We start from the raw sequence: 20551 nt of genomic DNA, 5'->3' as shown, positions 1-20551 counted from the left end.
GAGAACGGGCCCCGGTCTTCACCGGGGCCCGTTCTTCTTCGGGGCCACCACCTCGTGGATCAGGCCGTACTCCAAGGCCTCGGCCGCGCTCAGGGTGCGGCCCGCGGACAGATCGTTCTCGACCCGGCTGCGCGGCTGACCGGTGATCTCGGCCAGCCGAACCAGCACCTCCTCAAGCTCGCGCAGATGCTGCCCGGCGGCGGCCGCGACCTCGTCGGCGGTCCCGGTCACCCCCGCGGCGCGCGGTTCGACGAGTTTGAAACGCGCGTGACGGTACGCCGCCCGCTGATCCGCCGCGGCCAGCACGGCCAGCGCCGCCCCGCCCGCCTCCGCGGTGACCAGCGCGTGCACCGGAGCGGCCAGCGCGTCGAGCACGTCGACCACCGACAACGCGGCGCTGAGATCACCGCCCGGACTCGACACGTGCAGGTGAACCACCTCCGGCCCGGCCGAGTCGAGGGTGAGCAGCGCCGCCGCGATCCCGGTCGCGGTCTCCGCGCTGAGATGCCCGCGCATCATCACGATCCGCTGGTCGAAGAGCCGCTCCTCCAGCCAGCCGGGCAGGCCGGGGCCGGCCGGTGGCAGCTGCGGCGGCGGCCACTCGGGTCGGTGATGCGGCTGGTGTGGATACAGGGGCATCGTCACCTCCGGTGTGCACGGCCTCACGCCAGCCTAACCACGGCGCCGCGAAACGTGCCGACAACCGGCGGTGGCCGGGGCCGGCCATGCCGGTCGGTGCCGGGGCCCGTCATCACCACCGGTTGCAGGGATCCATCGCAGCATTGCCCCAGCACACTGGGCTGTTTGCGGAAGAAGCACCACCCAGGCCCCAGAAGTGAGAAAAATCGGTCTGTGGGCGAGGTCATGCTCTATCGCAGCGAACGGACGCAGGTCCTTCGCCGGAGCTCCGCCGACCGCCACGAGACCCTGATCTGCAAACGTGCCACCGGGCCCGGTGCGGTCCGGCGGATCCGGCACGAGCAGGAGGTCCTGGGCCACCTCGCCGGTATCCCGGGAGTGCCCCGGCTGGCCGCCACCCAGTCGCGCCAGACGCTGATCCTGAAGGACGACGGAGGCACACCGCTGGATCGGGGGCGCCTGGCCGTACCCCTGCTGTTGAAAATCGCCGCGGACCTGGCGGTGACGCTGGCCGCCGTGCACCGTGCGGGCGTCGTCCATCGTGATGTCACCCCGGCCAATGTGGTGCTCGCCGGACGTTCGGTGCTGATCGATTTCGATCTGGCGCTGCTCGGGCGGCCGGAGGCCGACGAGCCGGACGGGCCGGTCGGCACGCTCGGCTATCTCGCGCCGGAGCAGACCGGGCGGATCGGGCCGGCCGTCGACTCGCGGGCGGATCTGTACGGGCTCGGCGCCACCCTGTACACGCTGGCCGTCGGCGAACCGCCGTTCACCGGCGACGATCCCCTGGAGTTGGTCCGGGACACCCTGGTCCGGCCGCCGGTGCCGGTGGCGCAGCGGCGATCCGGGCTGCCGCCCCGGTTCAGCGAGATCATCATGCGGCTGCTGGAGAAGGATCCGGGGCGCCGCTACCAGAGCGCCGACGGGCTCGCCCACGACCTGACGCGCTGCCGGACCGGCCCGGACACCGGCTGGGAGCTCGGCGAACGGGACTTCCCGGCCTTCCTCGAACCGCCGTCCGAACTGATCGGTCGGGAACCGGAGATCGGCGCGCTGACCGCGGCGCTCGACGGGGCGATGCGTGACGGAGCGCCGGCCGTGCTGATCAGCGGGCCGCCCGGGATCGGCAAGACCGCACTGGCCCGCTGCCTGCGGCCGGTGATCACGGCACGCGGCGGATGGTTCGCCGACGGGCGGTTCGATCAGTTCCGGACCGGTACCGACACCGCCGGGATCACCCGAGCGCTGCGGGCCCTGACCCGGTTGCTGCTCGCCGCGCCGGAACCGGAGGTGGCCGACGCCCGGCAGCGGATCCTGGCCGCGCTCGGCGCGAACGTCTCGATAGCCCGCGCCGCCATCCCGGAGATGACCGACCTGCTCGGCACCGGCGACCGGCCACCACCGGGCGACCCGGTGACCGCCCGGGCCCGGACCAGCGCGACCGCGGTCACCCTGCTGCGGGCGTTCGCCGAACGGCACCGGATCGTCTTCGTCCTCGACGACCTGCAATGGGCGAGCAGCGGGTCGCTGCACGTCCTGGACGCGATCCTGGCCGACGGGCCGATTCCCGGGCTGCTGATGGTCCTCGCCTACCGGGACGGCCTACCGGTCGACCGCTGGCTGCGGGCGGGCACCGCCGCGCCGCCGATCCGGGTCGGCGGTCTCGGCCCCCGCGACACGGCGGCGCTCGTGGCGACGGTGCTGCGGATGCCACCGGAGTCGGCGGCCGGCCTCAGCGCCCTGGTCCGGGCGGGTAGCGACGGCAGTCCCTACGCGACAGTCGAACTGCTCAACGCCCTGCGGGCGGACGGCCTGCTGCGACCGTCCGACGAGGGCTGGCGGTGGGACGACACGGAGGTACGGGCCTTCGTCTCCCGTCACCAGCTGGCCCAGCTACCCGGCCGCCGTCTGGCGCAGCAGGCCCCCGGAGGCCGCCGCCGGTACGCCGCGCTGGCCTGTCTCGGCGGCGAGGTCACCGTCGGGCTGCTGGCCGTCGCCACCGGCACACCCGAGGCCGACCTGGAGCGGCACGTGGACCGGGCGGTCTCCGACGGTTTCGTGCTGCGGGCCGGGGACAGTGTCCGGTTCCGGTACGACCTGGTGCTCCAGGCGGCCCGGGAATGTCTGCCGGACACCGAGCGGGAGCACCTGCAACTGTCCATGGCCCGCCGGCTGGCCGCCGACTTCCCACAGGCGGCGGCCGAGCAGTATCTGGCCGCCGCCGCCCTGGTGGAGAGCCCCGCCGAGCGCCGGGCCGCGGCCGCCCTGTTGCACGACGCCGCCCGCCGGACCATCCGGCTGACCAACTATCCGATCGCCGTCGACCTGCTCGACGCGGCCGAACGGCTGCTGGCCGGCGCCGGCGACGACCGGGCCCGCGACGCCGTCGCCCTGGACCGGCACCTCACCTACTACTGTCTCGGCCGGCTCGACGACGCCGACCTCGTCTACCGGGAGCTGGCCGGACGGTCCCCGGACCTGGTCACCCTGACCGAGGCCACCGCGATCCAGATCAACGTGATGAGCCAGCGCAATCAGATCCCGGCCGCGTACGCCCTGGGCCTGGACGTGCTGAGCCGGTTCGGCATCGAGCCCCCGGACGACCCGGAACCCGTCCTGCGGCGCGAGGTCGGGATCCTGCGGGACGGGCTCGGTGACCTGGAACACGCGGCCGAGACCACCGTCCCGTGGGTGCTGGCGGCCGGGCGGCTGATCAACCGGCTGCTCGTGCCCGCCTACCTGCTCGGACCGATCGAACACTCGTGGATGCTGCTGCAGGCGTACCGGCTGTGGCGGACCGAAGGGGTGTGCCCGCCGGTGATCGGTGCCGCCGGTTCGGTGATCTGCGCGACCATCTCGCTGTTCGACGACTACCGCACCGGCTACCGGCTGAGCCGGCACGTCGTCACGGTCGGTCGGGAACACGGGTGGCCGGCCGAGACGGCGATCGCCCGGTACATGTACGTGTGCCTGGCCGCGCACTGGTTCGAACCGCTGGAGGACCTCGTCGAACCGGCTCAGGCGAACCGCGACGCCCTACTCGCCGCCGGTGACGTCCAGGTCGCCGGGCTGCTCAGTGCCCGGCTGGCGGCCATCGTGCTGGACACCGCCGACGCGCTGGAGACGGTCGCCGAGGAGATCGCCACCGGGCTCGGCGTGGCCGAGCGGACCGGCAACCGCATCGCGGTCTTCAGCCTCACCTCATACCGCGATCTGGTACGGGCGGCGCGCGGCCAGGAACCGGTCGACGAGGAGCCGATCCTCACCTATCCACCGGCGACCGCCGCCCACCACGTCAATCGCGCGCTCGGTGCGCTGTTCCGGCAGGACGACACGGCCCTGGCCGAACACGCCGCCGCGGCCATGCAACTCAGCGAGGCGATCCGTGGCTTCTACGCGTCCGCGCTGGCCCGGGTGCTGCACTGCCTGAGCCTGGCCACCCGGCTGCGCGACGGCGACACCGGGGTGACGGACGAGCTCACCGACACCCGGGACTGGCTGGCCCGCCGGTCCGCCGACGCGCCCCGCAACTTCCGGCCCCTGCTGCATCTGGTCGACGCCGAACGGGCCTGGGCGCGCGGCGACCCGGACAGCGCCGCCCGGCACTTCGACGCCGGCCTGCACGAGGTGGCCGGCCGACCCTGGCACCGGGCCGTCCTCGCCGAACGGGCCGCCCGCTTCCACCTCGAACGAGGACTCACCCACACCGCGCACCGGCTGCTCGCCGAGGCCCGGGACACCTATCGGGCGTGGGGCGCCGCCGCGCCGGCCGACCGGTTGGAGTCCTGGTACCCGTTCCTGCGAGCCACCGAGATCACCGCGTCCGGCAGCGCCTCCGGGGCCGACCGGATCGACCTGATGGCCATCCTGCGGGCCTCCCGGGCGCTGAACTCGGCGACCTCGCTGGCCGGGTTGGAGGAACAGGTCGGTGACGTGCTCAGCGCGATGACCGGCGCCACCCACGTGCGTCTGGCCGGGCCGTCCGGAGCCGGGTTCGACTCGGCTCTGCGCTATGTCCGGCGCACCCGTCGACCGCTGCTGGTCGCCGACGCCTGTGTGGACGATCGGTTCGCGCGGGACCCGCACCTGGCCGGGCTGGAAGCCTGCGCGCTGCTCGCGGTGCCGGTCCCGAGCCGGGACGCCGACGGTGCCGTGCTCGTCCTGGAGAACCATCGGCAGGGCGGCGTCTTCTCCACCGACCGGCTGGAGGCGGTCCGGCTGATCGCCGGGCAGCTCGCCGTGGCACTGGACAACGCGCTGCTCTACGACTCGCTGGAGGACACCGTACGGGCCCGGACCGCCGACCTGGAAGCCGCCAACCAGCTCAAGGCCGACCTGATCGGCATGCTCGGGCACGAGATCAACAACCCGCTCGCGATGATCCTCGGCAACCTCGACCTGACCCTGTCCGAGGAGGAGCTGCCGGACGAGGTCCGCGACGTCATCACCCGGGTGCACCGCACCACCGAGCGGCTCGCCACCATCGTCCAGGAGGTGCTCGACCTGGTCAGCGTGGACGCCGGACGACTCACCGCGACACCCGCCCCGGTACCGGTGGCCGACCACATCGAGGCCGCGCTGACCGCGACCGCCACCGGCCCGGTGCCGGTGACCTGCCCGCGCGATCTGATCGCCATGGTGCAGCCGAGCCACCTCGACCAGATCCTCACCAACCTGATCAGCAACGCGGCCAAGTACGGCGGAGGCGCCAGCGAGGTGGTCGCCCGGGGCGGCGGGTCGACGGTCACCATCGAGATCCACGACCAGGGGCCGGGCGTGCCACCGGAGTTCCGGGGACGGCTCTTCGACAGGTTCGCCCGGGCCTCGGCCACCGCGGCGAAGGTGGCCGGCACCGGGCTGGGCCTCTACATCGTGCGCGAGCTGGCCCGAGCCAACAACGGCGACGTCGAGTACCACCCGGGCGCCCACGGCGGCTCCACGTTCACCGTCCGGCTGCGACCCCTTCCGCACTAGGCGGACGCTCTTCAGCGCCCGCCGCCGGCCGAACGCTACGCCGGGGCGCTCGGCGGTTTCGGGGCGCCCGCGTCGAGCCGCTTGGACAGTTTGCGGCCCATCGACTGGAACGGCAGTTCGACCGCCCGGTAGCAGAGCCAGCTGACCAGCAGCACCGCCGAAAGGTAACCCACGGTCAGCGCCAGCTTCAGCGGCAGCGGCTCCTCGACGCTGCCGCGCAGCAGGTCACCGGCGAGCGCTAGCACCAGGTAGTGCAGCAGGTAGACCGAGTAGCTGATCGCGCCGATCCAGGACAGCCAGCCCGGCACCGGCTTGTGGCGCAGCGCCATGCCGAGGGCGAAGAACACGAAGGCGAGCAGCAGGCCGCCGGTCCACGAACGGTCGGCCGGGAACTTGCCGACCATGTTCCACATGTTGCCGTAGCCGTACGTGCCGATGACCGTCGCCGTGAGCACCGCGACCACCGCCGGGACCGCCCGCCACTTGGCGATCTGGCCCTGCTCGGCGCGGTACAGCGCGGTGCCGGTGAACATCACGGCGAGGATGACGAAACCCTCCCAGCCGCCCTTGGCCTGGTTGCCGCCGAGCAGCGCGACCACGCCCGAACCGAGCAGCACCGCGCCCGCCACCACGATCGCCCGCCGCTTGCTGCTGACCGCGGTCACCCCGATCAGCAGGACCAGGCCGGTGATCAGGACCAGGTTGCGCAGCGCGAGGGGGTCACCGGCGAACGCCCGGACCGGCAGCACCGAACCCAGCGCGATCGCGGCCGCCGACAGCAGCAGCGCGATCTCGGCGCTGAACCGATGCACGCCGAAGACGAACACCACCGTGACGATCAGGTAGAACAGCATCTCGTAGGTGAGGGTCCAGAACTGGTACTGGACGTTCGCCACCCCGAGGATGTCCTGCAGCATGGTCAGATGCCCCAGGACGGTGGTCGTCGTCTTGTCGAACAGGTCGTCCGGGACGCCCGGCCGGGACGCCACCTGGGCCACGCCCGCAGCGCCGACGATGGTGATCAGGAACGCCGGGTAGAGCCGGAACAGCCGGCCGATCCAGAAGTGCCGGAGACTGCCCCGCCGCTCGATCGAGGCGGGCACGATGTAGCCGCTGACCAGGAAGAAGAGCGTCACACCGAAGGTGCCGGCGTGCACCCACTGGACAGTGGCCTGTTTCACACCCGGGAACAGGTACGCGGCGAAGTGCTCGTAGACCACGGCGAGCACCGCGATGCCCCGCAGAGCGTCCAGCCAACGCAGGCGGGCGGCCGGCGGACTCACGGCCTGAGCAGCGGGGGAGGGGGCCGGAGTGGGGGCAGCGGCGTCCCGGTCGCGGGTTTCGGTCGACACCCGGGCGAGACTACTGATATTCACGGGTCTATCAAAGCCGGGACACAGTCCGTTCAGATCCAGCTGAACGGGTGTGTGACGCCTGGTCGAGGTGCTGTCACGCTGGGTCGATTTTTCTCCGCCGTGCAACCTGGTCGAGGAGGGAGTCGTCAGGGGGGCGTGAGAGCGAAGGAGGGGCTCGTGTGAAGACCGAGCGTGATGAGCAATTCCATCAGTTCGTGGTCAGCCGGAGGGCCGCGCTGGTGCGTACCGCGACTCTGCTCACGGCGGGCGACGCCCACCTGGCCGAGGACCTGGTCCAGTCCACCCTGACGAAGCTGTACGTCGCGTGGCCGTCCTTCCAGCGGGCCGACAACCCGGACGGTTACGTCCGGCGGACGCTGGTGAACGCGCTGACCGACGAGCGGCGGCGGTGGTGGCGACGGAGCGAACGGCCGATGGCCGAGGTCCCCGAACGGGCGGCGGCCGACCACATCGACGGTGACGTCTCGGACGGCCTGCGCGCGGCCTTGCGGGAGCTGCCACCGCGGATGCGGGCGGCCCTGGTGTTCCGCTACTTCTACGACCTCGATGTCGCCGACACCGCCGACGCCCTCGGGTGCTCCGAGGGAACGGTGAAGAGCCAGACCGCCCGGGCGCTCGACCGGCTCCGTACGGTCCTCGGCTCCAAGTCCTCCCTTGCACTGCTGTGACCAGGAGAAAATGACATGAACAACCTTCAGGACGGGTTGGCGCGGATCGCCGGCCCGGTGGCTGAACCCACTCGGGAGCAGGTCGCGGCCGACCTGGCCCGCGGACAGAAGGCGCTGCGCCGGCGCCGTACCACCCAGGTTGTCGGAAGTTGCGCCTTCGCCGTGGCCGCGCTGGCCGCGGTGATCGTCGGCACCACCGGGACCGGCGCCGCGCCGACGTCGCCGGAAGCCGCCGTCGACCGGCCGACGGCCGGCGCGCCGCAGACCGCCGTCACCAAGCTCGTCGCCTACCAGGGCGAACAGCCCAAGGGCTTCACCCTCGACAAGGTCCCGGACGGCTGGGAGCTACAGGGCGCCGACGACTACGGCATCGTCATCGCTCCGAAGGGGTTCAAGGACAAGGACCCGAACAGCTTCGTCGGCAAGATCGTCGCGCAGCTCCAGGAGTTCGCCCCGACCGAGGAGCTGAAGGGCAAGGAGGTCACGGTCAACGGGTCGACGGGCCTGCTGACCAAGATGATCGACCAGACCGACGGCAGCGCGCTCTTCGTCAAGCTGGGCGAGGGCCGCTGGATGGTCATCCAGGTCTGGGACGGCCTGGGCTGGGGTGAGAAGGAGGTGTTGGAGTTCGCCTCCGGCATCCACGTCGACGAGAACGCCAAGATCACCCACGGCTGACCCCCGCCGTGGTGCGCGGGGCGACCGGGACGGGGAAAGCGCCCCGGTCGCCCCGCTGAGAAAAGTACGTGCCGCGCCCCGATGTGGGTAGGCGAACCCGCGCGTGACGATGGTCCCGTGCCCAGACGGGGCAGGAGCGGGGGTAGCGGGATGACCGTCCAGCGTGTGGAAGGACCGGCGGCGACCCAGCCGGAGTTCACCATCGGGGAGTTGAGCCGCCAGGTCGGGATGTCGCCTCGCAACATCCGGGCGCATCAGGCCCGCCGCATCCTCGCCCCGCCGGTCCGGCGCGGCCGTACCGTGGTCTACCAGGAACATCACCTGCGCCGGCTGGAGGCGATCCTGTCGCTGCAACGGCAGGGCTTCAACCTCACCGCGATCGAGGCGATGTTCGGGGTACGTGCCGGACAGCCTCGCGGCGACGGCCTCGCCCCCCTGATGCAGCGGCTCGCCACCGAGTCCCCGGCGCTGGTCGACGCGCTCACCAGACACGGGGTGGTCGCGTGGCGGGAGAACGGGGCGGTCCAGCTGGTCCGGCCGCGGGCGCTGCGCGCGGCTCTGGAACTGCACCGGTCCGGTCTGCCCGCCCGGCAGACCGTGCAGGTGCTGGTCGAGGTACTGGACCGGATCGGCCGCCCGGTCGACGAGCTGCTGCGGGCGACCGGCGACCGGATCCTGTCGCTGCCGGGCGACCCGGCCCGGCCGCGTGCGAACACCTGGGACGAGTGGAGCGACTCGGCCGAGCTGCTCGCGCAGGGGCTGATCGACCTGCTCAGCGAGGCGTTCCGGGTGGTCGCCGAGAACCGCGGCCCGACGTCCGTGGTGGACATCGTGGGCCGTCGCTCCGGTCAGGGCACCGTCATGCTGGTGGAGACCGCCGCCGTGATGGACCTGGGCTGATCAGTCCTCGGTGACCAGTTGGCGGCGGGCCAGCCGGTGGAACAGACCGTCCCGCTCGGCCATCAGGTCGGCGAACGTGCCCTGCTGCACGATCCGCCCCCGCTCCATCACCACGATCAGGTCGGCGTGCCGCACCGTGGACAACCGGTGCGCGATCACCAGGCGGGTGGCGCTGAGCTGCCGGGTGCTCTCGGTGACCCGCTCCTGGGTGCGGTTGTCGAGCGCGCTGGTCGCCTCGTCGAAGAAGATCATCCGGGGTCGGTGGATCAGCGCCCGGGCGATCAGGACGCGCTGCCGCTGCCCGACCGAGAGTGTGCCGCCACCGTGCGGAACCATCGTCGCCACACCCATCGGCAGGTGCGCGATGTCGTCGTCGAGTCCGGCCAGCCGGGCCGCCTCCAGGACCCGTTCCAGGCTGTACGAGGCGGCGCCGCACACGTTGTCGCGCAGCGAACCGGCGAACAGTTGCCCGTCCTGCAGCACCACCCCGCACTGTCGGCGGACCGCCTGCAGGTCCAGTTCGGCGAGATCCTGGTTGTCGTAGTAGACCGAACCCTGCGCCGGCGACTCGAAGCCCAGCAGCAGCCGGAGCAGGGTGGACTTGCCGCATCCGCTCGGGCCGACGATCGCCGTGAAGCTACCGGCCGGCACCCGCAGCGTCACGTCGTCGATCACCGGCGGGGCGTCCGGGCCGTACCCGAAGCTCACGTCCTGGAGGGTGATCTCGCCGCGCAGGTCGCCCGGGTCGGCCCGGTCCGGTGTCCGCTCCGGCACGCCGGCGAGCAGCAGCTTCAGCTCGGCGAGGCGGGGTAGCGCGGCCAGCAGCTCGACACTTCCGGAGACGATCACCAGCAGCGCGCCGACCAGCATCAGGAAGGCCACGTTGAGGGCGAAGAAGTCGTCCGGGGCCAGTTCGCCGGCGAGCGGGCCGGCCAGGATCGTGAACAGCAGCAGCTGACCGGCGATCGGCAGCACGGTGGCCACCGCCCGCAGCACGGCCTGCACGCCGCGGACCCGGTTGAGGGTGCCCCGGGCGTACGCCGTCTGCTCGAACCATCGGGCGAACGCCCGCTGCTCCGCCCCGGCGAGTTTGATCTTGGAGATTCCGCTGATCAGCTGGTGCGCGGTGGACACCGCCCGGTGCTCGGCCGGCAGCGCCCGCCGCTGCCGCGCGATCACCACCCGGCCCAGCACGCCGACCAGCACCAGCGCGGCCAGCGCCAAGCCGGTGGCGGCCAGCCCCAGCGGTGGACTCAGCACCCACACCAGCGTCAGCATGGTGATCGCGGTCAGCGACGAGGTGAGCAGCAGCAGGATCACCCCGGACAGCGCCTCCCGGACGAACGTGACCCCGAGCAGCGTGTTGGCCAGCTCGCCGCTGCTGGTGTCCCGGAAGAACCGGACCGGCAGCCGCAGCAGGCGATCCCAGAGGACCAGCTGTACGCCGTACTCGACCCGGCCCTCACCGCGCAACATACGTAGATTCGTCGCCACGCCGACCAGGGCGGCCACCCCGCCGCAGGCCACCAGCAGCAGTGCCGACCAGGTCAGGCCGGACACCGACACCCGTTCGGCCAGCGCGCCCAGCACCCGGCCGGTCACGATCGGCGCGGCCAGGGCCAGCGCGGCGACGATCAGCCCGCACCCGGCCAGGACGGCCAGATCCGGGCCCGCGCCGGTGCTGCCCAGCCGGAACACCTTCGGCACCGATGTCTCGACCGGTAGCGGCACCTGCACCTGGGTGGCGGTCCGGGACACCCCGTCGGCGGCGGCCCGGCCGGTGGCCAGGACCGCCCCGGTCTCCGGGTCCACCTCCCGGTACCGGCCGCGTCGATGCACCAGACACACCACGGCGGTCCCGGTCTCCTCGGCCCGCCAGCCCAGCAGCGGGCCCAGGTCGTGCCGCCACCAGTCCTCCGGTAGCTGCACGTCCCGCAGGTGCAGCGACGAGCTGCGGGCCACCGCACGGACCGCCTCGGCCAGATCGGCCGGTTCGTCGCGCCGCCCGGCCGGCTCCACCACCGGCAGCCCGCCCGCACCGGCGACCAGGCGCAACGCGGCGGCGGCCCGCCGGAACCGCTCGCCCCGCCCGGTGTGACCGGCGGACGGCCGGGCGCCGACCAGACCGGACGCGATCCGGGTCGCGCGGGCCACCGCCGCCCGGTTCCCCTCCTCGCGGGCGGTCAGCGAGGTCAGCAGCGCCGCGTCGGCCGCCGCACCCTGCCGTTCGACCAGGCGCAGCAGCCGGGCGGTCCGGTCGCGGACCACGTCCCACAGCTCGCCCGAGCGCAGCAGATCGTCGCTGGAGCACGCCTCCACCGCGCCGCCTCGTTCCGGGCGCACCCAGTCGCGCCCGGCCAGCAGCACCGGCACACCCTCCTCGAACGTCTCGTCCGGCCCACCGTCGTTGCGGGTCAGGCGGCCGCCGGTGCCGCGCACCCAGCACACCGCCGGGGTGCCGGTGAAGGTGGTGCCCGCGGTGGCCGCCTCGACCTGCCCCGCGTAGAGCGTCCGGGCGTCCCGCGGCGGCTCCCGGTCGCCACGGACCGCGCCGGCCAGCGCGGCCAGCGACAGATCGATCGCCTCGGCGCCGTCGGGCGGTCCGGGCAGGCGGTCGAGACGTCCACCCGGCAGCGGTACGGCCAGCAGCCGCCACACCCCGGACCGGGCGACGTCGGGTACCAGCCCACCGGCCGGGATCCGGGCCACGAAGTGCCGCCGGGACCGCGCGCCACCGACCCTGGTGCGCACCAGGAACAGGTCGCTCGGCGCGTCCACCACGAGCAGCGCGCCGTCCCCGGTGACCGTCTCGATCGTCATCGACCCCGACCTCTCACTCGTCCCGGACCAGTCGTGCGTAGTGACCGTCCCGAGCCACCAGCTCGTCGTGGGTGCCGCGTTCGACCTCGCGCCCGCCGTCCAGCACCACGATCAGGTCGCAGTCGCGGATCGTGGACAGCCGGTGCGCCACGATCAGGCAGGTGGCTCCGCGACGGCGCAGGTGGTGGTCGATGGTCTGCTCGGTCTGGGCGTCCAACGCGCTGGTCGCCTCGTCGAGGACCAGCAGGCGCGGACGGCGTACCAGCGCGCGGGCGATCTCCAGCCGTTGACGTTGACCGCCGGAGAAGTTGCGGCCGCCCTCGTCGACCCGGGCGCCCAGGCCACCCGGCCGGGACAGCACCACGTCCAGCACCGCGGCGTCGGACAGCGCGGCGACCACGTCCTCGTCCGAGACCGACGAGTCCCAGAGTGTGACGTTCTCCCGGATCGTGCCCTCGAACAGGATCTGCTCCTGGTCGACCATCGCCACGGTGGCCGCCCACAGCCCCGGGTCGATGCTCGCCCGTTCCCGGCCGTCCACGGTGATCCGCCCGGACCACGGCCGGTACAGGCCGGACACCAGCCGCCCGACCGTCGACTTGCCGCTGCCCGAGCGGCCCACCAGCGCCACCCGGGCGCCCGGCGGCAGATCCAGGTCGAACTCGCTCAGCAGCGGTGCCGCGAGCGGGTTGTAGCCGAAGGTCAGGCCCTCGATCCGCAGGTGCCCGTCCAGTGGTTCCGGCGGCTCGGGCCGGGGCGGATCCGGGGCCGGATAGTTCTCCACGTCGCGCAGTCGGCTCAGATCGGCCGACATCTCCTGGACCTGCGCGCCGACCGCGGTGAGCGCGGCGACCGGCCGGTTCATCGCCACCACCAGGGTCTGCATGCCGAGCACGACGCCGATGCTGAGGCTGCCGGCCAGGATCCGTGGGCCGCCCAGCCCGAGCAGGACCGCGGTGTTCAGGGTGGCCAGCAGCGCGGGCACGACCGAGAGGATCGCGGTGGGCCGGCCGAGCCGCTGCTGGTCGTTGGTGACCGCTGCGGCCCGCGAGCTGAACTGCTGGAAACTGTGCTGCTCGGCGCCGCCCGCCTTGACCGTCTCGATCATCTGGATGGTGGTGTGCACGGTGCTGAACAGCTTGCTGCGTTCGGCCTGCAGACTCGCCACCGCCGTGGTGCGCAGCGCCGAAACGTACCGCAGGGCCAGCACGTTCAGGCCGCACAGCAGCACCGACACGGCGCCCAGCAGCGGATCGTAAAGGCAGAGCAGGCCGCCGTACGCGACCACCAGCGTCACGTCGACCAGGGTCAGTGTCAGCCGCCTGGTGACCACGTCGGCCACCACGTCGGTGCTGCGGATCCGGCGGGTCAGGTCGGCCGCCTGCCGCTGGTCGAAGAACGCCGCGGGCAGCCGCATCAGCCGCCGGAACAGTCGGGCCGCCGTGCTCAGCGCCATCGCGGTCTCGGCCCGGACCATCAGGCGTTCCTGGGCCAGTGCCGCGAGCAGCGTGACCACCGCGGCCCCGGCCATCGCGGTGAGCAGCCCGGAAAGCGCCCCACCGCCACCGAGCAGCACCTGGTCGACGAAGATCCGGACCACCGCGGGCATGGTCAGGCCGACCACGGCCATCACCAGGCCGAGCAGGACGGCCTGGGCGGCGACCGCGCGCAGCCCCCGCCAGCGGGCGGCCAGCGCGGCCCAGGCCCGGAACCGGTCGCCGCCGGGTCGGAACCTCTCCGGATCCGGGGTCAGCGTCAGCACGATGCCGGTGTAGCCCTCGTCGAACTCGGCCCAGCCGATCGGGCGCGGGCCGGTCGCCGGGTCGTTCACCCAGACCTTCTTGGCGCCCATCCCCTCCAACACCAGGAAGTGTTGGAACTTCCAGAACAGGATGGCCGGCAGCGGCACCGAGGCGAGCTTGTCGACCTCCATCTGGAAGCCCTTGGCGGTCATCCCGTAGTGCCGGGCGCCCTTGAGCACGGTGGAGGCGTTCGAGCCGTCCCGGCTGACCCCGCAGCGTTCCCGCAGCTCCTCCAGGGGTACGTGTCGGCCGTGGTGGGCCAGCACGATGCCGAGCGAGGCCGCGCCGCACTCGACCGCCTCCATCTGGATCAGCGTCGGTGTGCGCACCCGGCGGCGGCGCGGCGGCTCCGGGGCGGCCCGGTCCAGGTCGATCACGGTGTCGGTCATCGGCCCAGCACCCAGTCCAGCGGCCGATCCTGGCCGACCACGATCCGGCCGTCGACCTCGCTGATCGAGGTGAGCCGAAACGGCGGGGACGCCTTCGACCACTGCAACCCGGTCGGCGACTCCGGGTCGGCGTGCAGCAGCACCACCACCCGGACCACGCTGCCGTCGGCCAGGAACGGCCGCACGTCCCGGCCCGAACCGAGGAACGCCCGCAGCGAGTCCTCGGTCTCCGGGAACGCGCCGACCGTACCGACCTCGCCCTGCAGGGTGCCGAAGACCGTGGTGGAGACCGCGGCCACGTCGACGTGCACGGGCTGGCCGGCGGAGAGCATCGGCGCGCTCGCGGCCGGTACGAACAGCACCGCCTGCAGGGCGTCACCCGGCGCGTCCAGCCGTTCCAGTTCGGCCACCCGGGAACCGCGCTCGACCACCCGGCCCTCGGCGATCAGCAGGTTCACCACGTACGCGTCCCACGGCGCGGGCACCGTGACGATCCCACCGGAGTCACCCTGCACGCTGTAGATCGGGCTGCCCTTGGCGACCGGCTGATTCCGGTCCACCCAGACCTTGACCACCCGACCGGTCTCTGCGGCGTCGAAGTCGGAGACCCCGTGCGGGTGGATCAGCACACCACCGGCGGTGACCTCCCGATCCAGCGTCGCCGTGGTGGTCCAGGCGCCGGTGGCCAACACGGTCACCACCAGCGCGGCGGTGAGCAGCCAGCTCGGCACCGTGGTCAGCCGGGCCACCTGGTCCAGGCTCTCCGGCTGCTCCAGGTGCCGCAGCGCCTGCCTACGGAACCTCATCGGGGCTCCTTGGGGTAGGGCGAGCCGAGCGCGAAGTCGGCCACCGCGGGTTCGGCCAGCGGATCGATCCCGGACAGCTCGGCGAACGCGGCCGAGTCGCCCGAGCCCAGCGCGCACGGCGCCAGCCCCATCGCCGTGGCGACCAGGTACATCAGCTCGGTGAGTACACCCGAGTGCTTGAGGATCATCGGGTAGCCGATCCCCTCGTACTTCCACATCAGCCGGCCGACCCGGGCAGTGATCACCAGCAGCACCTGGGGTGGCCCGGCCATCGCGGCGGCGGCTCGGGCGTACCCGGCCATCCGTTCGGTCAACGGCCCCGGCGGGGCCAGCAGGCGCAGCTGGTGCGCCGTCCCGTCGTAGTGGTACAGCCCCGGCGACAGGCCCGCACAGCTCAGCACCAGCGGATAGATCTCCAGCTCGTAGAGCCCACCGCCACCCGGGTACGGCCGGTGCCCGACCTCGATGCCGTCGTGGGCACCGGCCGGGCGGGTGGCCTGCACCCGATACAGGAACTCGGCCAGCCGATCCACGGTGATCGGATGCGCGTCGTCGTGGGCGCGGATCGACCGCCGGGCCCGGATCACGTCGGTCAGGGCCGGCTCGGTCGCGGCGATCGCGTCCAGGTCCGGTTCCGGCAGGTCGGTGGCCGGGGCGTCGGGGAAGGTACGCCGTAGCGGCTCGGCCGGCAGCCGGTCCCGGAACCGGTAGGTGCCGCCGACCGGAAGCGCGTGCCGCCCGACCCGGGACCTGTGGTGTACCTCCAGCTCCGCCGGTGACCAGAACACCGCGGGTGTGGCCGTACCGCCCGGTTCCGTCACGATCCCGGCGCTGAGCAACTCGTCCAGGACCCGGCCCGCCACCGGCGCCGACACCCCCAGCACGGCGGCCGCCCGGTCCAGGTCACAGCCCTGGGCGGCGGCCACCGCGAGCAGGCCGGCCACCCGTGGGTCGGGACAGCCGACGACCACCGCATGCGCCGGGCTGAGCGCGGACAGCACCTCGCCGTCGGCGTCGATCCGGGCCAGACGCGACATCCGGTATCTGACTCCGGGCCGGTGCCGGGCCGGTGGCGGCAGCACCGACGCGCCGAGCCCCTGCGGGTCGATCTCCAGCAGCGGCCGGTTGCCGGCGGACAGCCGGCGGCGCAGCCAGGCGTGCGTGACCAGCCGTCGGAGCAGCACCTGGGCCCGCAGGATGCTGTTCTCGCCCTCGACCGTGGCCACCAGATGCTGGACGGCGTCGTCGTCGAGCCATTCGTCGGCCAGCCGCAGCAGCATCGCCCGGCGGCCCAGCCCGAGCCGTTCCATGTGCAGTTGGAACCGCCCGTACTGGACGGTGATCGAGTCGCCGGTGCCGTTGGCCAGGGTGGTCCGGTCCCGGAAGCGGTACTCCTCCCGGACCGGAACCCGGCGGACCGAGCCGGTATCCGGTTCGGTGGGCACTGCGGTGGTCGATGACACGGGCCCCTCCGGACGATCAGAAGAAGACACTCAACGGGTTGATCTCGTCTTCGGCGGTGGCCCGCGGCGCCCGTCCGAGGGCGGCCGGCACCGCCCACAGCCGCCCCGGACCGAGCCGCCGCCAGAAGTGCCGCAGCCCCGGCACGACCACCCGGGCCACGGCCAGCTCCAGCTCCGGGCGGGACTGGTCGACCACGATCAGCTCCAGGCCGGCGTTCCGGGCGGCACCGACGGCGGCGGCCACCGCAGCCGAGGTGCCGGTCGCGGCCGGGACCGGATGAGCCGCCGGAGTCGTCGGCGGCTGATCCGGATCGGGCCGCAGCCACGGCTGGTCGGCGGTGGTCACGGTGCCCAGCCAGCGGGCGGTCTCCGGCTCGGCGCCGTGGTAGCCGCCGTTCGCACCGGCCACGGCCGCGGCCAGGGGCAGGAACTGGTTGAGTTCGCTCACCGCCCGGGTCAGCGCGACCGCGGCGCTCGGATGCGCACCGAAGCCGACCAGCACCTGCCCGCCACCGTCGCGTTCGCTGACCGCCGCGTACACCGGGATCCGCAGGTCGGCGGTGAGGTCGAGGACCCAGAGTTCCCGGCCGAGGACGGTGCGGTAGTGCCGCCGCACGGCGGCCGGCCACGGGTCGTCGGAGGCGGCCAGGTCGACTCCGGGCAGCCGGGAGCGGTGGTACCACCAGAGGGCGACGGCATCCCGTTCGACCAGCTCGTAGAAGCCCTGCAGGATCGCCTCGCCGAGCGTGCCGCCCGCCGCGCAGCCGTTGGAGTCGGCCGGGCCGAGCCGGGTCGACTCCGGATGGCCGTACCAGACGTAGGCGGCGGGCAGGTCGCACGGCCGGTCGTGGGTCAGCGACCAGCCGGTGGTCCAGTCGAGTTCGGTGTCGTCGGCGACGGCGGCCGGTACGTGGTGGAACATCCCGGCCCGCGGGTTCGTCAGGTCCCGTTCGGCGTACTGGCGGGCCGAGAAGTGCCGCAGCTCGGACATCGGCACGGCCCGGTCCCGACCCAGGTCCCGGAAGGTGGCCCGATGGGTGGGTCGATCACCCCGCCACACCCCGCAGTACCGCTCGATCGCCTCGCCGATCGCGCTGACCCGGGCCTGCGTCTCGGTGCGGCCCTTGCCGCCGCTGAGCCCGCGCAGGTTGCCGCGCAGCCGTTCCGGGCCGCGGGCCAGCGCGAAGTTGTGCCCGGCGGTGAAACCGAACATCATCCCGCCGCCGCTGTCACCACCCGTCGGTGTCAGCCTGGTCACCACCCCGAGGTACGGGCTGACCTGGTGCTCCAGCAGTCGGAGGGTCTCCGCGGCGGGTCGGGCGCGACTGCCGGTCCCGTCGTCGGCGGCGAGCGGACCGTCGGCCACCGTCACCCGTGGTCCGTCCCCGTCCAGCCGGGCCGGGTCGCCGCAGGCCGGGCACTGCGGCAGCCGGACCAGCGTGTGCGTGCCGGTGCTCAGGTCACGGGTGTCGAGTGAGACCATCCGCCCGGTGACCCGGGGCGAGTCGCCGGCCACTGCCAGCACCGGCAGTTCGGCGGCGAGCAGCCCGGCCAGGGCCGTGGTGGTGGCGGCCAGCGCCGCCCAGGCCGGGCTGGGCCGGTCCCGGTCCCGGCGCTGCTCGACGACGAAGTTGATGACCTCCTCGTTGTCGGTCCAGCGCCGCCGCAGGCACTCCCAGCAGCCGGTCGTGCCGGGCCGGAAGTGCGGGCCGAGCAGCAGTACGTGCCCGTGCGGCCGGACCATCAGCCATGGCCGTCCAGCGGCCAGGAGCGCTTCGTTGAGCGCGCCCAGCCGGGGATCGATCATCGACCCGGCCGCGACGACGATCAGCCCGTCCCGCTCCAGAAGCCGGCCCCGGTCCGGCAGGGAGCCCTCGTTGATTTGTCCCTTTCGTCGCGGGAGCCCGAGTTCGTCGATCGGCAGTACGGTCACCGGTGGGCCGAGGTCGCCGAGCCGGGTGGCGAGGTCGGCGGCGGTCGGGGAGCCGGCGTCGACCAGCAGCACCCGCCCGTCGCGCCGCCACTGTTCGGCCCGGTCCGGGGCCACGGCGCGGGCGTCCCAGGCCGCCGCGGCCGGTCGCGGGGTCGCGCACGGCCCGCCGGCCAGCAGGTCCAGGCCGTCGAGCCGGCGCAGCGCGCGGGCCAGGGCCCCGGCCGAGTGCCGGCCGACCAGTTCACCGACCACCTGACCGAGGGCGCGGGTGCCGTCCAGGAGCGTGGCCAGTTCCACCGCGACCGGGTCGTCGATCAGCACGTTGCGGGTCTCGCCGACCACGACGAGGTGGTCCCGGTACGGCTCGGCGAGACGGATCGGCAGGTAGTCGTGGCGGAAGCGGGGGTTCTGCATCGGTCTCACCTCACAGCCGGTTACCGGCGATTCTTGGTCGGCATCCCGGTCGGCTCCAGCAATGGCACCGATCCCGGCCGTAGTGGCGGGCCGCGAACGGGCTAGTCGGTGGCGACGATCTCGGTGGCGGCGTCGGTCAGGCCGAGCACCGCGGCCGGGCCGCCGTCCGGCGGCATCTTGAGCAGGAACGTCTCGACGCGGGAGACGGTGATCGTGTGTGCCTTCACCGCGGTGGTCCGGCCGGTGGCCAGCAGATCCGGGGCGGGCGGGGCGAGGACCGCGTCGGCGCCGTCCGTCGTGGAGACGATCGTGTCGACCACGTTGAGGGTCAGGAAGCCCACGATGCCGTCGTCGGCCTTCGCCGCGCACGGAGCCCATTCCGAGGCGGTCAGCCTGCGGTCCACCGTCATCGACGCGGCCTCCATCTGCGACGTGTAGATGGACCATCCGGCGGCCAGCTGGTCGTCGAGGACGGCGCTGCGCGCCAGGAGCGTGGTGTCGGCCGGTCCGGCGATGCTGCGGTTGAAGACCTCACCGGTCAGCGCGGTCCGGCGGGCCGCCGCCAGCACCTCGTCGGTCGGGTGCGCGGTCGCCCGCTGGAACGCCCCGGTCGCCGCCACCCGCTCGTCGGAGATCATCACGTGGTGGCTGAGCTGCCATCTGCCGTCGGCCGTCCTGGCGAAGTGGGCGGCGTCGGCGCGGGGCCGGTCCTCGCCGTCCACGGCCATCTCGGCGGAGACCACGAAGCAGGATTCGGACACCGCGAACACCGGCTCCCGGTGTTTGAAACCGGGTAGGACCCGCTTGCTGAGCCGGGCCCGTTTCACCCCGGCCAGGCTGTTCTGCAGGGCCGGTCCGGTCTCCCAGACGGCCAGTCTCTCGCCGTCGCCGCTCTTCGACGCCGCCGAGTCGGCCGCGTCGAACTCGGCCAGCACCGCGGCCGGGTCGAAGCCCGCGGCGCTCGGCCCGACGGCCTCCGGCGGTGCCGCCGCCGGCTCGGTCCCCGGGTCGCCGCACCCGGCGACGGCCAGCAGGAAGACCGTCGGGATCACCATCCGCCCGAGCCCGTCACGCGTCCGGGATGCCATGTCGACCACCTGATCCTCGTCACTACCGCAACCGGCGTCCGCCGCCGTGATCCGAGTATTCGGCGAGGTTCCGGCGCCGGGCCGGGCACGGCACCGAACCGTGTCCGGGCGGGCGGCACCGTGACACCGATCGATGCCGTGCCCGGTCGCCACCGGAGTCCGCGCCGACGATGGGCGAATCCTGCAGGCCCCGTGAGAGCGGAGACAGAAACGATGGACCCGTCAGAACGCACACTCTTCATCACCGCGTACGGCCGACTGGTCGCCGGTGTCTGGTCGGAACCGGAGCAGGAACGCCTGCTCGGCACCGATCCGCACCGGCTGCTCGCCGAGCACGACCTGCTGCTGCCGCCGGAGGTACCGGTCGTGGTGGTGCGCGACGCCCAGCACATGGATCCGGACATCGACGTGCAGGTCCGGGCCTGGGCGGACGCCGCCGCCGGCCGCGGGCCGCTGCTGCTCTACGTGCCCGCCCTGGACGAGCTCGACGAGCAGGAACTGTCCGAGCACGAGCTGGACAGTGTGGTGGCCGGGGTGGACCCGACGGGCGCCTGCTGCTGCCCCTGCTGCTGCACCTGACCGCGATGACATCGATCGGTTC

Annotated in this window: 13 protein-coding genes; 5 read left to right on the top strand and 8 right to left on the bottom strand. The window is 73.0% G+C overall.

What is annotated here, in order from left to right; genetic code table 11:
• Positions 1-18: 18 nt before the first annotated feature.
• On the bottom strand, positions 19-639 hold the full coding sequence (locus Q0Z83_RS35235) for an ATP-dependent Clp protease proteolytic subunit (RefSeq protein ID WP_317787561.1): 621 nt from the start codon (positions 637-639) through the stop codon (positions 19-21).
• A gap of 213 nt (positions 640-852) precedes the next feature.
• Here Q0Z83_RS35235 and Q0Z83_RS35230 point away from each other — a divergent pair, with 213 nt between their 5' ends.
• Positions 853-5613: a sensor histidine kinase gene (locus Q0Z83_RS35230; RefSeq protein WP_317787560.1), complete on the top strand. Its 4761-nt coding sequence runs from the start codon at positions 853-855 to the stop codon at positions 5611-5613.
• Between the two features lie 35 nt (positions 5614-5648).
• Here the strand turns inward: Q0Z83_RS35230 and Q0Z83_RS35225 are convergent, their stop codons facing one another.
• Positions 5649-6965 (bottom strand): acyltransferase family protein, encoded by a 1317-nt coding sequence (locus Q0Z83_RS35225; protein WP_317787559.1) that lies wholly within the window; start codon positions 6963-6965, stop codon positions 5649-5651.
• A 182-nt stretch (positions 6966-7147) separates the two neighbouring features.
• Between Q0Z83_RS35225 and Q0Z83_RS35220 the strand changes: the two genes are divergently transcribed.
• The 3 genes from Q0Z83_RS35220 (at position 7148) to Q0Z83_RS35210 (ending at position 9235) form a co-directional block, all read left to right on the top strand.
• On the top strand, positions 7148-7657 hold the full coding sequence (locus tag Q0Z83_RS35220; RefSeq protein WP_317787558.1) for a SigE family RNA polymerase sigma factor: 510 nt from the start codon (positions 7148-7150) through the stop codon (positions 7655-7657).
• A gap of 15 nt (positions 7658-7672) precedes the next feature.
• A complete protein-coding gene (locus Q0Z83_RS35215) occupies positions 7673-8335 on the top strand; it encodes a hypothetical protein (RefSeq protein WP_317787557.1) in 663 nt (220 codons plus the stop codon).
• Positions 8336-8485: 150 nt separating this feature from the next.
• Positions 8486-9235 (top strand): MerR family transcriptional regulator, encoded by a 750-nt coding sequence (locus tag Q0Z83_RS35210; protein ID WP_317787556.1) that lies wholly within the window; start codon positions 8486-8488, stop codon positions 9233-9235.
• Here Q0Z83_RS35210 and Q0Z83_RS35205 read toward each other — a convergent pair whose 3' ends face one another.
• The 6 genes from Q0Z83_RS35205 to Q0Z83_RS35180 all read right to left on the bottom strand — a co-directional run bounded on the left by Q0Z83_RS35205 (position 9236) and on the right by Q0Z83_RS35180 (position 19950).
• Entirely contained in the window at positions 9236-12055 is a 2820-nt protein-coding gene (locus Q0Z83_RS35205; RefSeq protein WP_317787555.1) for an ATP-binding cassette domain-containing protein, read from the bottom strand.
• Between the two features lie 13 nt (positions 12056-12068).
• Positions 12069-14246: an NHLP family bacteriocin export ABC transporter peptidase/permease/ATPase subunit gene (locus Q0Z83_RS35200; protein ID WP_317787554.1), complete on the bottom strand. Its 2178-nt coding sequence runs from the start codon at positions 14244-14246 to the stop codon at positions 12069-12071.
• On the bottom strand, positions 14243-15052 hold the full coding sequence (locus tag Q0Z83_RS35195) for an HlyD family efflux transporter periplasmic adaptor subunit (protein ID WP_317787553.1): 810 nt from the start codon (positions 15050-15052) through the stop codon (positions 14243-14245). The genes Q0Z83_RS35200 and Q0Z83_RS35195 overlap by 4 nt, the downstream gene beginning before the upstream one ends.
• A complete protein-coding gene (locus tag Q0Z83_RS35190) occupies positions 15049-16515 on the bottom strand; it encodes a SagB family peptide dehydrogenase (protein ID WP_317787552.1) in 1467 nt (488 codons plus the stop codon). The genes Q0Z83_RS35195 and Q0Z83_RS35190 overlap by 4 nt, the downstream gene beginning before the upstream one ends.
• A 16-nt stretch (positions 16516-16531) precedes the next feature.
• Positions 16532-18862 (bottom strand): TOMM precursor leader peptide-binding protein, encoded by a 2331-nt coding sequence (locus Q0Z83_RS35185; protein WP_317787551.1) that lies wholly within the window; start codon positions 18860-18862, stop codon positions 16532-16534.
• Positions 18863-18963: 101 nt separating this feature from the next.
• Positions 18964-19950: a hypothetical protein gene (locus Q0Z83_RS35180; RefSeq protein WP_317787550.1), complete on the bottom strand. Its 987-nt coding sequence runs from the start codon at positions 19948-19950 to the stop codon at positions 18964-18966.
• Between the two features lie 213 nt (positions 19951-20163).
• On the opposite strand from Q0Z83_RS35180, the gene Q0Z83_RS35175 reads away from it, so the two are divergent.
• Positions 20164-20529 carry a hypothetical protein gene (locus tag Q0Z83_RS35175; RefSeq protein WP_317787549.1) on the top strand — a complete coding sequence of 122 codons (366 nt, stop codon included), beginning with the start codon at positions 20164-20166 and terminating at the stop codon, positions 20527-20529.
• The last annotated feature ends 22 nt before the right edge of the window (positions 20530-20551 follow it).

This window comes from Actinoplanes sichuanensis, from assembly GCF_033097365.1.
Lineage (GTDB): Bacteria > Actinomycetota > Actinomycetes > Mycobacteriales > Micromonosporaceae > Actinoplanes > Actinoplanes sichuanensis.
The sequence above is the reverse complement of the archived record's forward strand: the minus strand, read 5'-3'. Positions and strand labels throughout refer to the sequence as shown.

Excerpts from the sequence above, each read along its gene's own strand:
- Q0Z83_RS35210 (WP_317787556.1), top strand. The coding sequence starts at position 8,486 with ATGACCGTCCAGCGTGTGGAAGGACCGGCGGCGACCCAGCCGGAGTTC.
- Q0Z83_RS35235 (WP_317787561.1), bottom strand. The coding sequence starts at position 639 with ATGCCCCTGTATCCACACCAGCCGCATCACCGACCCGAGTGGCCGCCG.
- Q0Z83_RS35200 (WP_317787554.1), bottom strand. The coding sequence starts at position 14,246 with ATGACCGACACCGTGATCGACCTGGACCGGGCCGCCCCGGAGCCGCCG.
- Q0Z83_RS35180 (WP_317787550.1), bottom strand. The coding sequence starts at position 19,950 with ATGGCATCCCGGACGCGTGACGGGCTCGGGCGGATGGTGATCCCGACG.
- Q0Z83_RS35185 (WP_317787551.1), bottom strand. The coding sequence starts at position 18,862 with ATGCAGAACCCCCGCTTCCGCCACGACTACCTGCCGATCCGTCTCGCC.
- Q0Z83_RS35175 (WP_317787549.1), top strand. The coding sequence starts at position 20,164 with ATGGACCCGTCAGAACGCACACTCTTCATCACCGCGTACGGCCGACTG.
- Q0Z83_RS35195 (WP_317787553.1), bottom strand. The coding sequence starts at position 15,052 with ATGAGGTTCCGTAGGCAGGCGCTGCGGCACCTGGAGCAGCCGGAGAGC.
- Q0Z83_RS35205 (WP_317787555.1), bottom strand. The coding sequence starts at position 12,055 with ATGACGATCGAGACGGTCACCGGGGACGGCGCGCTGCTCGTGGTGGAC.
- Q0Z83_RS35215 (WP_317787557.1), top strand. The coding sequence starts at position 7,673 with ATGAACAACCTTCAGGACGGGTTGGCGCGGATCGCCGGCCCGGTGGCT.